The following is a 16,325-nucleotide window of genomic DNA, read 5'->3' as shown; positions in this document are numbered from 1 at the left end:
GTCCTACCCTCAACGGCTTTTAGAATAATCTATTTATAGACAAAGTAATTGTCAAGTAACTTGACATTTTTTTTCGCATTTTTCCAGTCAGTAAGTTAATAGTGCTGGCTATTTTTATTTAACGTACTGCTACTGACAGCTTACCATTAAGGCTGCGCCGCATCAATTCTTTCCATTCCGCTGAATTGATTAGCGAGTTGGTATCGAGGTGAACTCCCTTTTCCGCAGAAAATTGGGAAAATGTTTCTAACCAGTTCAAGACCGTTTCAGTTGGTGATAAAGGCGTACAATTCAAAGATTCTTTGAGAAAGTGAGCCGTTCCCTTCAAATCACCTTTGTGATAAGCGTACCATCCCTCCCATAACAGGAGTCTGTACTGAGTCGGGCTTTGTACATCAGCCTGCGTATGGAAGGCTTGCGGAACTTTCAATCTTTCCAATTCTCCCTGAGTCTGGTGCCGTTGAGCCTGAGATTGCTCCAATTCTCCCTCAGTCTGGTGCAGTTGAGAGCGAGACTGTTCCAATTCTCCCTCAGTCTGATGCAGTTGAGCCTGAGATTGCTCCAATTCTCCCTCAGTCTGATGCAGTTGAGCCTGAGCTTGCTCCAATTCACCCTCAGTCTGATGCAGTTGAGCCTGAGATTGCTCCAATTCTCCCTCAGTCTGATGCAGTTGAGCCTGAGATTGCTCCAATTCTCCCTCAGTCTGATGCAGTTGAGCCTGAGCTTGCTCCAATTCTCCCTCAGTCTGATGCAGTTCCAACTGGGATTGCTCCAATTCTCCCTCAGTCTGATGCAGTTCCAACTGGGATTGCTCCAATTCTCCCTCAGTCTGATGCAGTTGAGCCTGAGATTGCTCCAATTCTCCCTCAGTCTGATGCAGTTGAGCCTGAGCTTGCTCCAATTCTCCCTCAGTCTGATGCAGTTCCAACTGGGATTGCTCCAATTCTCCCTCAGTCTGATGCAGTTCCAACTGGGATTGTGCTAGTAATCCTTGAGTCTGGTGCAGTTGAGAGTGAGATTGCTCCAATTCTTCCTCATTCTGGTGCAGTTGAGAGTGAGATTGCTCCAATTCTTCCTGAGTCTGGTGCAGTTGAGAGTGAGATTGCTCCAATTCTTCCTGAGTCTGGTGCAGTTGAGAGTGAGATTGCTCCAATTCTTCCTGAGTCTGGTGCAGTTGAGTCTGAGATTGCTCCAATTCTTCCTGAGTCTGGTGCAGTTGAGTCTGAGATTGCTCCAATTCTTCCTGAGTCTGGTGCAGTTGAGTCTGAGATTGCTCCAATTCTCCCTCAGTCTGGTGCAGTTGAGTCTGAGATTGTGCTAATCCACTTTCAGCCTGGTGCAGCAGTACATGAGATTGCTCTAAGTCTCTCTGAGTTTGGTGCAGTTGTAATTGCAATTGTGCCTGTTCATCCTGAATCTGGTGCAGTTGCGCCTTGTACTGCGACAATTCTATCCGAGTCTCGTATGGCATATGATAATAAAGAGGGGTAGGCTCGACATTTAAGTTTAGATGAAAGTCATTGGAAAGCTTGGAAAGCTCTATAACAGCGATCGCATTAGCGGTTGCAAACGGATAGTTGTACTCTGCATTGCTAACTTCAAAAATATCTACTTCTGTCCACAACATTTTAACGCTATCTTTGGTCTGATCTCTATCTAGTAGTTTTAAAAAGTTTGTCACAACTGCTTCTTTAGGAATTCCGTACTTTCTTAAAAGACTGAGGTACTGACCACTGAACTGAATATACCACTCACCGTCTGTGAGCGTTCCAAAAGGAACAGTAATTAAAGCAGTTCCTCCGACAGCAAGCAGATCGTATATCTTCGCTATAGCCTTGAGGGGAGCTTCTAAATCTCGTTCTTCTGCAACTTCGCCATACGTCCCTAATGGCTTAACCCCCTGTCCTATATGCTCTACTGTAGAGATACAAACTATGCCATCATATTTTTCTTCAGAGCTAAGTAACATTAAATCTTCATTGTCTACACCTAGCTCTATTTCAAATTTATCTACAATTTTTCGGGAAATAACTCCCAGATGGTGGCTCAGAGAATTTTCATAATAATATAGCACGTTGCCCACTTCCAAGACGCGGGCTGATTTGGGTAGAACAGCCAAAAACTCGAACCCGATCGGCACTTCTACTGCTCTTTCCGATGGATTATTATATTCGATGCGATTGTAAGGTAAATCTTTTCCTTTAAAGTTGAAAGTTCTTGGCCACTTACTCATTTTACTTTCTCCATTTCTTACTGAGCCTAACTAACTTTAGAACCGGTATTATACACTTTTATCCTTCCCCCGGTAAACCGAATTGCCTTTAGGAGATTGAGTGTGCCCGTAGCAATGCTTTCCAGGGTTTCGGCTGGTTGCTCGAAGGAAAGTCCAACGGAAGTCTGACCTGCTAGATTGTACACTTCATCTGGCTCTATTTTCTCAAGCACCTGCAAAAAGCTGCGAAAGTCTCTGAGAGACATGGATTCTAGCTTCGCGATGTCGCGGATACGCAAACGCAAGAAATTATGGAATCCTGAGATTGGGGTATCCCGCGATGTGCCGCAGACTGAGTAGCCTTGATCTATGAGCAATTTGGCTAGATCAGCTCCATCTTGGCCCGACGTACCACAAATGAGTGCTTTTTTCATTTAATATACTTCTCGAAACTCTTTGATGATGACCGCCTGCTGGGTGCTAATATATCTACGGACACACTTAAGCCAGGTTTTGCTAGTTGAGTTGACATAGGCTCCAGTGTTCCCTACTATAGTTTAGGCTGTCTGTAAATTTGTTTAATGCCGGAACTTGACCAAAGCGCCTATCGTCTTGTATCACATACAAAGTCTAAAATTAGGAACAACCAAGAATCTAGCAGTTCTTGATTGACTTAGCAAAGAGTTGTATCTTTGTCAATTCGATTGAGAGATTGTGTTAATTTCATGATTTACTGAAATTCAAAAGATAGCCCCAGTCAGGCTGGAAAGAAAATAGTTACTTAGAAATATTATTGAACTTAAATGAATATACCAGAAGTGGCAACACAATATTTTAACGAGGGAAACCAACTTTTAGAGGAAGGGAAACTAGAGGATGCGATCGCAATTTTCCGCCGTGCGATTGAGGTAAGTCCTGATATTTCTTGGTGTCACCAAAATTTAGGGGAAGCTCTAGCAAAACTTGGTCAATTGGAGGAAGCGATCACAGCTTTCCGCCGTGCGATCGAACTAAACCCGGATTTTTCGTGGTCTTATCATCACTTGGGAGATGCCCTCGCTCGACAACAACAGTGGGAAGAAGCGGTGGTTGCTTTCTGCAGGGCCATTGAACTCAATCCTGAACATTTCGGGTCTTACTGCGGGTTGGGGCAAAGCTGGATTGAATTGGGTCAGTTAGATGAAGCGATCGCAGCTTACCGTCAAGCCTGCGATCTTAACCCAGATGTTGATTGGATTCACCATAGCCTAGGGAATGCTCTGAGACAGCGAACTGAGTTGGATTTGAGGGGTGCGATAGCCTCCTACCGTCGGTCTATCGATATCAATCCAGATGATGTGCAAGCATACCGCAAGCTTCTAGAACTCCAACCTGATAATTTTCAAGTTTATTGGGATTTAGGGAATGCTTTGGCAAAACAGGGGGATTTGGATGGGGCGATCACCACATATCAAAAAGCGATCGAGCTTAACTCGCAAGAGGCTTTAGTTCATCAGCATTTAGGGGAAGTGCTAGAACAAGTTGGCAATTTAGAAGCAGCAGTCGTCTCATATAGAAAAGGAATAGAGCTTTACCCGTCTTTCATGTCGGACGAGCAATTAGGGAAAGCTTTGGCTAAGCTTAGTTATCTGGAGCAATTTCCCCCCGACGACGCAACCTTTTTGCAAAAAACTTGCCACCTCAGCGATGCAGACTTCGTACAAGAACTTTTCGATAACTATCTGAAACGCTCTCTCAATGATGAAGGCATTGCATCATTTCTGGATGTTATGCGTTCAAGCGGTCGCACACGCGAGCAGACGATCTCTGAAATCATCCGACCTTCATCGGAATTTCAAAACAAATACAAACATTTTTTCTCAGCTTCATTTGAGGAAGTACACGGGCGCTTAGGAACCTTTTTTGCACAGCAGGGCAACTGGGATGAAGCCCTGGCCTTTTTCCACAGGCTATTTTTGCTAAAAGCAGACATAGCCTTAGCCTACAGTCGGTGGGCAGAAAATCTAGCTTTAGAGAAGAAATATGATGAACAGGTGGCTTGGAGATCCAAATTTTTTACCGCTTTACTAAATCAATCGTACTCTGCAGATTTTTACGCCTGTTTGGGTAAAATTTTAGCACGAAGAGGTCGGTTTGATGAAGCTATACAGGCTTATCAAAAGTCACTATTGATTCAACCGTATTCTACAGAAGCAGGCGAGGTTTATCTTAATCTAGGGCAGCTACTACAACAACAAAGTCAATGGGAAGAAGCGCTAATATACTACAAAAAAGCCATAAAAATTACCCCTGATCGGTGGGAAGTTTACATGAATATTGGGCATATTAGCTCACGGTATAACCAACTGTATACAGCAATAATCTACTACAAAAAAGCCCTTGAAATAATACCTGAAAAGAGTGAATTATACATCTATATTGGACATATTTTATCACAGACAAATCAAATAGATGAGGCTATGAAGTTTTACAAAAAAGCCTTGAGTAAAACAGATGTTCACTACCATGCTTACCACGCATTGGCAAATTGTCTAGACCAACAAAATCGGTTAGATGAAGCTGTATCCTGTTTAGAAGAGTTGATAAATCAAGAAATTCCTGAAACTTACCCAGAAACTCTAAGACATTTGGGAAATATTAAACTTAAACAAGGTAAGCTAGATGAGGCTAATGCTTGTTTTGAAAAAGCACAGCCCGTAGCTCCTCCTCAAGGCTTTTATGCCACAACTAGAGAATGGGTCGTTCAATCTAACTGGGAATCAAGTAACTATGTAGATATACATCCTAGCCATAAAATCCAAATCCCGCTCCCGAAAACACTAGATAAAAATGTCCATACTGGGTTGAAAAATTGGAGTAATTTTGAATCGCCAGCTACGTTTGCGGCCATAGTACCACAAGGACGGTACTGTCAACTTGATGGGACGCAGACTGCTTACATCACGCCTGACAATCAACTATTGCTAGATGTTTCTAGCTTCATAAGCCCAGGAAACTTATCAGAGCTAAACTTTCCTCATATTCACGAAGTTGATGGTACGGTAGCAGTTTTATCAGGCAATACAAGTGCGATATATTACCATTGGATAATTGATACCCTCCCGAAGTTGGGACTGATAGAATTGGCGGGGATAGAACTGGATAGTATAGATAAGTTTGTGGTCACAAATTATACATCTGACTTTCACAAAGAAACACTAAATATATTGGGTATTCCAGCCAACAAAATTATAGATAGCAGTAAGTATCCTCATGTAAAAGCAGAGAGATTGGTTGTTTCGTCTTACCCAGGCATAATTTGTTGCCCAACCAAATGGGCGGTTGATTTTCTCAGGAGTAAATTTTTACCAGCAGCAAAGTCAAAATTAGACAAACCAGAGCGTATATATATTAGCAGGCGTATTGTAGGAAATCGGAGAATTATCAATGAAGCTGAAGTGATAGAAGTCTTGGATAAATTAGGGTTTGTAATTATTACTGCTGAATCAATTTCGATAGCAGAAAAAATTTCGCTTATGTCCAGTGCTAAAGTTGTATTAATTCCCCATAGTGGTGGAGGAACTAATCTGCTATTTTGTAATCCAGGGACTAAAGTTATAGAACTTTTTACACCTAATAATGTAGGGATGTGCTACTATATAATGAGCTACCATTTAGGACTAGAATACTATTATTTGATAGGTGGTGGAGTTTCGTGTACCTATTTACGACATCTGGTTTATGAAATAGATGGATTTGAGGATACAATTATTAATATAAATGCCCTCAAAAACATATTAAAAATGGCTGGAATTAAATGATTTTCAGCGAAATAATTGATAGTTGATAAGTAGAACATATAGTTTCACGGAGGAAGACAAGATGGAAATGCAACAAGATTATGAATCTTTAGCTAAAACGGCAACAGGGTTACTTGAACAAGGTAATTTAGAAGAAGCGATCGCCGTTTACGAACAACTTTTACAAACTCAACCTGAAAATGAATCAATTTACCTGCAAATAGCTGAAACTCTATTATTGAATAATCATCCTGATTTAGCTATTACTTTTTATCAAAAATCCCTGCCACTCAAGCCGACTGATAATTCGCAGGGGGGCGAAATTTATGATTCTATAGCCAGTTTTTTATTCCAACAAAATCAACCAAATTTAGCCATCGCTTATTACAAGAAAGCAACTGAAATTTCTCCCCAAAATTCATACTATTACACTCGTATGGGGCACCTATTACGCCAACAAAATAATATAGATGCAGCCATTAATAGTTACTGCAAAGCTATAGAGAACCCACCCACTCATCCTCACACTTATCTGGCTTTAGCAGATTGTTTTACTGAACAACATAAACTAGATGAAGCAGTTTCTTGGCTACAAGAATTAATGAAGACAGGAATGTATTGGGTTTACGCAGAAGCTCAGCTAAAATTAGGAATTATTCTCATCCAGCAGGGGAAATTGGAAGATGCTATGGCTTTAGCTAGGGAACTTGAGAAAGGAGGGCATGAGAACGAAGCTGTGCCACTATACCTTCAGATACTCAAAGTAATTCCTTTTTATTATAAACAAGAACTTTATGATGTCTTTCAGCGAGTACAATATCGTTCACCTACTTACTGGGAACTAGCCCATTGTCAAATGATGCTAATGAGTGGCATGAATCTTGGACAAATAGAAAAAGAAATATCAGTTCGCTTTGATAACATAGCTAGAGTAATCAGCGCTCGTCGAGTTTTAGTGGATTGTCAAAAATTCAAAATATATGTGATGAGAACCGATCTTATGGTGGGTATAAATATTTGGCAAAAAAAATACTGGGAGCCTCATGTGGAGACTGTTGTGATAAATTTGCTCAAGCCAGAAAGTGTTTTTGTCGATATAGGTGCTAACATTGGCTATTATACCTTGCTTGCATCAAGTCTTCTTCAAAATTCAGGAAAAGTCATAGCATTTGAACCTAATCCGCTGAACTTACAACTAATGTATGCTAGTATTGTAGAAAATCGGTTTAGTAACATTACAGTTTATCCCTTAGCTGTTTCTGATTCTCAACAAATCCTCGGGTTTTCCACAGAGTCATCTAATGGTAATGTGAGTAATATTAATAATGAGATGTTTGTACCTGCAATAAAGGGAGATGATTTACTGGTACAAGAAAAACAAATCAACCTCATTAAATTAGATATTGAAAAACATGAGCCTTGGGCTATAAGGGGTATGGATAAGACTATCAAAAAACATCGTCCTATAATTATTACAGAATTTCATGAAGCCGTGGGCCAAGAATATTTAGAGCAGATTAAAGAGTATGGTTATAATTTAGGAATAATTGATTATGACTCATCTATAATTAAGGCATCTGATACAGACTTTATAATGCAATATGTTAATCCCAGAGGCATACATTTAGATTTAATTGCCACACCCTTTGAGTAGCAATGCTATTTAATTATATATCAATCCTAAATAGGTCATCCATAAGCGGATGGGGATTACATTTTATCGGTCGTAGCTACTGTTGCATAATCCGTCTTTTGTCACTCTCTAGAGATAAAAAGGCTTTCGTCTTGCGCCGTCTGGATTTTAGCTATTCTCAATCATATAGTCATTTCAAATACTCTCCTAACTTAAATGATATTGATCATGATTTTAGTGCATTAAAGAGAGCTAAAATGTATGCGTCTCCTGGCACATCTCTTGATGAAGTTATTCGTGCTTATTGTGCAGTCTAGTGTCTCATACTTATTTGAAATGACTATACGTGGTGTCGTAAGGCAAAAGCCTTACAAATCAATAATTCCCAAAAATTCTCTACCTTGAGTGACAAAAGAGGGATAACTTTGGATAATTGGTATAAGCCTTGCTTATCACCACAGGTACGGGAGATCAATGAATTCTCTAAGAGATATTCTGGAACTTGTAGGAATAAAATAAATTCAATTTAGTTGCTTTTGCCGCCAAATAATGGTTTTATCTAAACCAGTCTCAAAATCGTATTTTGGTAAAAAACTCATTTCTGTTGATAAACGAGAAATATTAGCAGCAAATAGCGGTGGTTCCTCAGCAGAAGCAAGTATAGCACCTAGTTTCACTAAATCAGATTTCCCCAACTTTTTAGCTATTTTTAAGATAATTTCTTTCACTGCCATAGGCTTTCCCGAAGCTATATTAATCTCACCAACAACATTACTTTCTAAAAGTTGTACAAAAGCATTAGCCACATCTTCAACATAAAGATAATCCCGTATTTGATTACCATGAGAACACAAAGCAGGTTCACCACGAAACAGAGAAGCAATAACTGATGAAACTAAACGCTTAGGATGATCGTAAGGGCCATAAACGTTAAAAATACGCCCCCAAGCACTACTAAGGTTAGTGATTTCTGCATAGGCTTTTAACATTTCTTGCAAAGCATTTTTGCAAACCCCGTAAGCTGTATGGGGGTTTCTTGGAGTTAAAACTTCCGAACAGTAACCGTAGTTCCAATCATATTCCAAGGCACTACCAGCCATAACAACTCTTTCCCCGCCTTGCTCTCGAAAATGTCTTAATAATTCTAAACTAGCTTGTACCCAAAGGAAGTTTTCTTCTGCTACTAAGCATTTTCCCGGTATGTTATACCAAGCAAAGTGCAGCAGGTGAGTTGGCTTGACGGTAGACACCACACTTTTAACTTGCATAGGATCTAGTAAATTCATAATATGCCAACAGCATTTCCCATTTACATCTGTTGAATTTACTAAAATTTTAGAGGTGACAGCATGAACCTCAAAACCCGCATTAGTTAAAGGTTCGATCGTATGTCTACCAATGAAACCAGTCGCACCTGTTACTAGCACTTTTTTCATGGTTTATCGGCCTAATTTACAAAGGAAAAGCTAATTCTTCAAACGGAGCGCTTAAATAGCGTTTATAGTTGTCGCGATCGACAATATGCAAGCGTGGCAAGTCAAACACCAATTTTCCGCCTTTCTCCAGATATTCAATCTCATCCTCTATGACTTCGCGGCGGAAATGCCAGATGAAGACAAATATATAGTCGGGTTGATTACGCCGTACCTCTTCTTGGCTAACGATCGGAATGCGCGTACCGGGCGTAACCAGACCGTGTTTCTGGGGTTGCAGGTCACAGATAGCAACCAAATCTTGCGGGGTAATGTCACAAAAATTTAGTACAATATTTCCCTTGGTCGATGCTCCATAACCATAGACTTTTTTTCCAGCAGCGCGCGTTAGATCGAAAAAGTTACGCACTTCATCACGATGTTGAAGGACGCGATTTCGGAAACGATCGAAAGGAGCTATGGTGCTGAGTGGTTCTTCATAATCAAGCAGCTTCTTGATATTTTGATGATTCGGAGTCATCGTACTATCATTCCTGGCGGCAATGATGTCAAAACTGCCACCATTGATATCATTCAAGCTCACATCCAGTATTTTGATACCAGCCCGTTCAGCCATCCAAAAAATTTGGCGCAAACCCATATAAGTTATGTGTTCGTGACAAACTTGATCGTAGGTGAGATTAGTGAACATCATAGGCATATACGACAGCTCAAAACTCCATACCCCGTCTTGAGCAAGTATGGAGTGAATTTGACGCATGAAGCCTACGGGGTCTTCAAGATCGTAAAACATCGCAATTGAAGTTATTATGCGACACTTACTTTCTCCAATGATGCTACGCAAGCGATCCGCAGAAAAGAAATCATAAATAACCTGAATATCAGGATCAAAATTATCAGCGAATTTTTCACTAGATGGGTCCATACCAACCCTAACAAGACCGAGGTTGCGATACAAATTCAATACCGTACCATCATTGCAACCGATGTCTAATACGATGTCGCCATCCTTCGGTTGCACAAGTTCTAGCAGGTGTTTAATCTTTGACTCTAGGTGACTACGCATCGTGCGACTGGTTGACGAACGATAGCCGTAAGTCGTCCCGTACATTTCCGATACATTAGCGGTGTGCTTGAATTGCAGCATCCGACAAATATCAGTTGAATCATCGCCGTCACACAGAACTAAATCGAGAGGGGAAATTGATGGGTTAGGGGAGTCTTGTTCGGGAAAAACACTGCTGAGGCATTGCTCGCCAAGATTTAAAACAGGGGTGAGTTTTTCGTTGCCGCAAATTCGACATTTAGTAATTTCTTTAACTAGGCTGGGGGAAGATTGAGTCATATTTTTCTCCTAAGTGTCAGTATTCAAGCGGTGGATCGAGTTGGTTGATTCAGTTAACACTCTTGTTTGCCAATCAATAGCTTAGCATCATCAGTGCATTGTAATTGTCTGTAGTCTCACATTTGTGTTTTTTAAAAATATCAGACTGACATTGATGAGCAGCTTTTAAAAGCTAATGTCCACAGCAAAAACATATTTACTAGACATAGAGCTGGAAACTATGATTGCAGTTCATCTAGTTCTGGAAATGTTTATTGGGAAATAAAATTAGCTCAGCAAAGTGAAGCTATTCTATTTTTGCATAAGTTATGGCAATGTTTTGCTGTCAGGATTGAGTAATTGCTCGTACCATTGAATCGTCTCCCGCAAGCCTTCTTCAATAGAATACTTTGCGTGCCAATTCAGCAGTTTACGTGCTTTTTCTGCTGACAGATATTGATGTTTTATTTCATTTTTAGTGTGATTCAAAATAATTGGCTTTAAATGAGTCTTATTCATCAATTCCAAAATCTTACACACCATTTCTAAAACCGGGATTTGCAACTCATTACTAAAATTAAACGCTTCTCCCCATATTTCTCGTCTGTCCATTTGCTCCGCCAGGTGTAAATAGGCTAAAACCCCATCTCTAATATAGAAATAGTCTCGGATATAACTGCCATCGCTGCGGAGGGCCACTGGCTTTTCGCGCAAAGCTGACCTAATTGTATCCGGCACTATACGATTAAAGTTTAAGTCTCCACCACCATAAAAGTTGCCACACCGGGTTATGCAAACTGGCATCCCATAGCTGACATAATAAGTCCGACAAATCAAATCAGCACAACTTTTAGAGACATCATAGGGGTGTTCTCCTTGTAGCGGCGTTGTTTCATCGTAAGGTAGCACGGGCTGGTCTCCATAGGCTTTGTCACTAGATGCAACAACAATGCGACTGACCCCCCCAACTTGGCGACAGGCTTCTAGCAGGTTCCAAGTACCTTTAATATTTGTCTCAAAAGTATCTAGTGGATCTCGGTTGCCAACACCCACAATAGATTGAGCTGCCAAGTGAAATACTGTGTCTACTTCATACTCATTTATCGCTCGTTTTAGGATTTGTAAATCTTGTACGCACCCGCGTACTACGTTAATCTGCCGATCCCAGTTTTCTGTGTAAAGTCTGGATTGCGGTACCCAGTCTCGGACTAATCCAGTTACCCTTGCACCTCGTTGTACTAATTCAGCAACTAACCAACTTCCTAGTAATCCTGTACCGCCAGTGACGAAGACGGATCGATCGCGCCAAAATTCACTCATTCCCACACCTTCCAAGGAGCCTCTCCATTATCCCAAAGTTCGTTCAAATATTTATACTCGCGGTAAGTATCCATCGCAAAAAAGAAACCTTCGTGGCGATAAGCCATCAATTGCCCTTCCGCAGCTAACCGCTCTAGAGGCTCTCGCTCTAAGAAACAATCATCCCCGGTCAAATCTTCAAATATGCTGCGGTGGAGTATCAAAAACCCTGCACTTGCCCAGCCATCTATTTGAGGTTTTTCCGTGAATTCCAGAACTTTGCCTTGGTTGTCCACATCTAAAATACCATATCGAGATATCGGGCGCACGGTGCTAACAGTGGCCAGCTTACCATGAGACTTGTGAAAATCCAACAGCGCCCCAATATCGATATCAGCCACTCCATCACCGTATGTCACCATAAAGGTATCCTCGGCAATGTATTTTTCCACCCGCTTCACCCGCCCCCCAGTCATGGTGTCTGGGCCTGTTTCAGCCAGCGTCACTTTAAAATCTTGCTCTTTATGATCCTCGTGATAGGTAATCTGGTTTTGGCGACCCAAGCAAATAGTAAAATCATTATTCATCGCTTCATAATTGAGGAAATACTCCTTAATCATGTTGCCGCGATAGCCCAAACACACAATAAAGTCCCGGAAACCATAGTGGGCATAGGTCTTCATAATATGCCAAATAATCGGCCGCCCGCCCACATCAACTAGGGGCTTAGGACGAAATTCTGTTTCTTCTCGGAGACGAGTCCCTAGACCGCCGGCTAGTATAACTACTTGCATTTTTTCACACTTTGAAATGTCATCAACTAATCTCTAGTTACAGTGGAATCCTGGGAAACGGACAGCAGTTCCAAATTCGCTTTCAAATATGCGACCAAGCACATAACTCAATTTAGGTGTATCAGGGGTAATTCCATCCTTCATTTTGTCATAATCTGAGTCGTGACTAATTACCCCATGATTAGTATACGCAATCCATTCACCTCGATATTTTTTCAACTCTTGGCGATTAGCTTTATACCACTCCTTAGCCGTTGGATATTCTGGTGCCATATTTTTACCCCAGAATTTTACAACATCAAACCATCCTCGCCTCCACCATCATCCGCACCACATCGGGCATCTTGTACTTCGCCTCCCATCCTAACTTTTCCTTCGCCTTACCCGGATTCCCCAAGCCAAGCGCAATCTCCGTCGGTCTGTAGAGACTCGCATCAGTTACCAAATGTTCCCTCCAATCCAAACCCGCAGCCACAAAAGCCGATCGCACAAACTCCTCCAAAGGATAACTTACACCCGTAGCAATGACATAATCATCCGGTTCATCCTGCTGCAACATCAAATACATCGCCTCCACATACTCCGGAGCCCAGCCCCAGTCCCGCTGCACCGAAATGTTGCCCAAATGCAGTTTTTCCGAACTACCCGCAGCAATTCGGCACACCACAGATACAATCTTTTGCGTCACAAACCTCTCCGGCCGCAGCGGCGACTCGTGATTGAATAAAATACCAGAACACGCAAACAAATTGTACGCTTCCCGATAATTTGCTACTTCCCAAAATGCCGTTGCTTTCGCTACAGCGTAAGGACTTCTGGGGCGAAAGGGCGTGTTTTCATCCGCTGCTGTGCCTCCGGTATCCCCAAAACATTCGCTAGAACTAGCATTGTAAAGTTTGATTTCCCCCCCGGTAAACCGGATTGCTTCTAACAGATTTAATGTGCCTGTGGCAATGCTTTCGAGGGTTTCTACGGGTTGTTCAAAAGACAAGCCGACGGAACTTTGACCCGCTAGATTGTACACTTCGTCTGGTGCAATTTTTGCCAATACTTGCAAGACGCTGCGAAAATCGTTGAGAGACATGGATTCTAGTTTTACTCTGTCTCGGATTCCCAAACGAGCCAGGTTTCCGAAACTCGACATTTGGGCGTCTCTGGAGGTGCCGGAAACTTCATAACCTTTATCCAGAAGCAGTTTAGCTAAATAAGCTCCGTCCTGACCGGATATACCGCAAATTAACGCTTTTTTCATATCACATTTTGTTTTTTCAACTCTACCGTAGAAGAACGGGCGGTTGCAACCGCGTCAATACAGACAAAACCCACCTCCGTGGGTTGAAGACCGGGCGGTTGCAATTGGGTTATTCTTCCGTCCGCGGAGGCGGACATCGTTTGTGTAGACGCGGTTTCAACTGTACCTCTGCATCTACAAAAAAATTTCAGGACTTACGCCGGGGACTAAAGAAACCGGGTTTTTTACCGATATTAAGGGTTTGAACCAAATATTGGGGGAAAAACCCGGTTTCTGCTCACCCGTGTGATATCGCGAAATCTCGTTTATATCCGAGGCCTGATCCCCCTAAATCCCCCTTAAGAAGGGGGACTTTGAGAAGACTCCTGTCCCCCCATTTTTTAGAGAAGACTCCTGTCCCCCCCTTTTTAAGGGGGGTTAGGCAGGGTCTGGGCCTAAGAAGACCGGGCGGTTGAAACCGCGTCTATACAGACAAAACCCACCTCCGTGGGTTGAAGACGCGGCACTTACAATTGGGTTATTCTTGAGTCCGCGGAGGCGGACATCGTTTGACAAGACGCGGTTTCCACCTTACGTCCTATCTAGCCTTCCCACCGTTGGGCGACCAATTCAGCCAAGTCAACAACCCGCTGACTGTAGCCCCACTCATTGTCGTACCAAGACAACACCTTTACCAGGTCGCCGTCCATAACTAGCGTCAAGCTGGAATCCAGGATCGAAGAAGCATCATTTCCGCGATAGTCGCAAGAAACCAGAGGCAAATCGTTGTACTCCAAAATCCCCTTCATCGGGCCTTCGGCTGCTTCTTTGAAAACTTGATTTACCTGCTCGGTAAAAGTCTTTTTCTCTACCTGAGCCACAAAATCAACTACCGACACATTCGGAGTCGGCACCCGCATGGCGATCCCATTTAACTTACCCTTCAACTCTGGAATCACCAAAGCCACAGCTTGAGCAGCACCAGTAGAAGTTGGCACAATGTTCATCGCCGCAGCCCGCGCCCGCCGCAAGTCGCGGTGGCTGGCATCCAACAAGCGCTGGTCGCCAGTATAGCTGTGCGTAGTGGTCATCATGCCTTTGATGATGCCAAAATTGTCGTTAAGCACTTTCACTACGGGAGCTAGACAGTTAGTGGTACAGCTAGCATTGCTGATGACTGTGTAGTCACTGTGCTTGTAGTTGTGGTGGTTGACTCCCATCACATAGGTGCCGACTTCAGGCCCTTTGCCCGGAGCTGTAATCAGCACCTTTTTTGCGCCTGCTGTGATATGCTTCGATGCACCAGCTTGGTCAACGAATACACCAGTCGCTTCAATAATCAGATCAATACCCCAATCTTTCCAAGGCAGGTTGAGCGGATTACGATCGCTCACACATTTAACTGTCTTGCCATTGAGAATAATCGAATTTTCATCCGTACTGATGTCCACACCCTTCAACGTTCCCATCATGGAATCGTATCTCAGCAAGTGAGCATTAGTTTTGGGATCGGAAGTGTCATTAATTGCTACCAGCTCAAGCTGGCTATTTTCTCGGCCTAGCAAGCAGCGCGTAAAACTGCGTCCAATACGTCCAAAACCGTTGATCGCGACTCTAATCACCTAGTACCTCCTAATGATGGCAGCCCTTAGCTCAGGCTGAAATTTTGGAAAAATTTAAGAATTGACTTATGAGACAAAATCATATCGCAAAGCTCGATCCTTTCTCACTTTTTGTGTTTATCCAAAAAACCTAAACTTTTTTAGAAGGCAGAAATCCCAACACACAAGGCATTCAGCTTTCGACTGCTGGTTGCTGGTAAAGGCTGTGAGTCGCAATATAACTTCGGACACTTTCCGGTACTAAGTAGCGGAAGTCGCGACTTTCGGCCGAGCAGCGACGGATGTGGCTTGACGAAATCTCGATCGCCCGCATCGCCAAAACCTGCCACCGAAGTTGCACTCCCAAAACAGCCATCTGTTCAGCAACTTTACAGCAAACAGCACTTGTCTCAACCTGCATATTGTCTCCGGCCCAATCATCAATGCTCGACTTTCCCATCTCCGACTCCCCCACTCCGACACTTTCCCGTCCCGCCACCAACCAGTCACACAAACCGGCAATTTCCGCACAGCGGGGCCATTTGGGGAGAGTTTGGAGTGCGTCAGCACCGATAATCCAGTAACGCTGAGCCTCGGTCGCCAAATTTTGTAAATACAGTAGGGTGTCAATAGCAGAAGTTCCAGAGGGATTGGTATCCACTGGCAAAAGTCCAAAATCCGACCGCCCGGCCGTTGCCAGAGCCACCATTTCCCGCCGTTGGTCAAAACTTGCCAAAACACTGTGCGACTTGTGACGAGGCGTGCGATCGATCGCCCAAATGACTCGATCGATCCCAAATTGACTCACCGCCGTCTCGGCTATCAACAAATGCCCGCAGTGAACCGGATCGAAAGTCCCCCCCAAAATTGCTACTTTTTCCATACAAAGTGGTAGTCTTGGTAAATCTTTGTGGGTTTCACCCCACATCGGGCTTAATTCAGTTGACAGTTGACAGTTGACAGTTGACTGCTTGAGGGCGACCTCTACCTAAAAGCAAGAGAATTGGAGTAATGAATAG

At 42.8% G+C, this 16,325-nt stretch carries 11 protein-coding genes and 2 pseudogenes; 3 read left to right on the top strand and 10 right to left on the bottom strand.

Translation table 11 applies throughout. The annotated features are described in order from the left end of the window. Positions 1-118 precede the first annotated feature (118 nt). Both QUB52_RS06655 and QUB52_RS06650 read right to left on the bottom strand, forming a co-directional pair. Positions 119-2,233 carry a hypothetical protein gene (locus tag QUB52_RS06655; protein WP_332976137.1) on the bottom strand — a complete coding sequence of 705 codons (2,115 nt, stop codon included), beginning with the start codon at positions 2,231-2,233 and terminating at the stop codon, positions 119-121. A 38-nt stretch (positions 2,234-2,271) separates the two neighbouring features. After that, positions 2,272-2,646 (bottom strand): annotated as a pseudogene (locus tag QUB52_RS06650) (GDP-mannose 4,6-dehydratase); the annotation flags it as partial. 369 nt (positions 2,647-3,015) lie between these two features. Between QUB52_RS06650 and QUB52_RS06645 the strand changes: the two are divergent. From QUB52_RS06645 to QUB52_RS06635, 3 genes and pseudogenes are all read left to right on the top strand, one after another. Then, complete coding sequence (locus QUB52_RS06645; protein WP_332972523.1) at positions 3,016-6,012, top strand: tetratricopeptide repeat protein; 2,997 nt, start codon at positions 3,016-3,018, stop codon at positions 6,010-6,012. Positions 6,013-6,073: 61 nt separating this feature from the next. Continuing rightward, the gene (locus QUB52_RS06640) at positions 6,074-7,645 is read left to right on the top strand and encodes an FkbM family methyltransferase (RefSeq protein ID WP_332972524.1); all 1,572 of its coding nucleotides are present in this window, start codon (positions 6,074-6,076) and stop codon (positions 7,643-7,645) included. 176 nt (positions 7,646-7,821) lie between these two features. Beyond that, a pseudogene (locus QUB52_RS06635) lies at positions 7,822-7,941 on the top strand (IS630 family transposase); the annotation flags it as partial. Positions 7,942-8,145: 204 nt separating this feature from the next. Here the strand turns inward: QUB52_RS06635 and QUB52_RS06630 are convergent. From QUB52_RS06630 to nadD, 8 genes are all read right to left on the bottom strand, one after another. Next, positions 8,146-9,060, bottom strand: coding sequence for an NAD-dependent epimerase/dehydratase family protein (locus tag QUB52_RS06630; RefSeq protein ID WP_332972525.1), 915 nt, complete (start codon positions 9,058-9,060; stop codon positions 8,146-8,148). A gap of 16 nt (positions 9,061-9,076) precedes the next feature. Then, on the bottom strand, positions 9,077-10,402 hold the full coding sequence (locus tag QUB52_RS06625; RefSeq protein WP_332972526.1) for a class I SAM-dependent methyltransferase: 1,326 nt from the start codon (positions 10,400-10,402) through the stop codon (positions 9,077-9,079). A 306-nt stretch (positions 10,403-10,708) separates the two neighbouring features. Next, positions 10,709-11,701, bottom strand: coding sequence for a GDP-mannose 4,6-dehydratase (locus QUB52_RS06620; protein ID WP_332972528.1), 993 nt, complete (start codon positions 11,699-11,701; stop codon positions 10,709-10,711). Then, positions 11,698-12,474, bottom strand: coding sequence for a glucose-1-phosphate cytidylyltransferase (gene rfbF, locus QUB52_RS06615; protein ID WP_332972529.1), 777 nt, complete (start codon positions 12,472-12,474; stop codon positions 11,698-11,700). Before rfbF ends, QUB52_RS06620 begins: the two co-directional genes overlap by 4 nt. 33 nt (positions 12,475-12,507) lie before the next feature. Further along, positions 12,508-12,747, bottom strand: coding sequence for a DUF5678 domain-containing protein (locus QUB52_RS06610; RefSeq protein ID WP_332972530.1), 240 nt, complete (start codon positions 12,745-12,747; stop codon positions 12,508-12,510). Between the two features lie 25 nt (positions 12,748-12,772). Further along, positions 12,773-13,726: a GDP-mannose 4,6-dehydratase gene (locus QUB52_RS06605; protein ID WP_332972531.1), complete on the bottom strand. Its 954-nt coding sequence runs from the start codon at positions 13,724-13,726 to the stop codon at positions 12,773-12,775. Between the two features lie 581 nt (positions 13,727-14,307). Next, positions 14,308-15,327, bottom strand: coding sequence for a type I glyceraldehyde-3-phosphate dehydrogenase (locus tag QUB52_RS06600; RefSeq protein ID WP_265235040.1), 1,020 nt, complete (start codon positions 15,325-15,327; stop codon positions 14,308-14,310). Between the two features lie 172 nt (positions 15,328-15,499). Beyond that, complete coding sequence (gene nadD / locus QUB52_RS06595) at positions 15,500-16,234, bottom strand: nicotinate (nicotinamide) nucleotide adenylyltransferase (RefSeq protein ID WP_332972532.1); 735 nt, start codon at positions 16,232-16,234, stop codon at positions 15,500-15,502. Positions 16,235-16,325: the final 91 nt, after the last annotated feature.

This window comes from Microcoleus sp. A6-C6 (assembly GCF_036705955.1).
Taxonomy (GTDB): Bacteria; Cyanobacteriota; Cyanobacteriia; order Cyanobacteriales; family Microcoleaceae; genus Microcoleus.
This window is presented reverse-complemented; position numbering and strand designations above follow the sequence as displayed.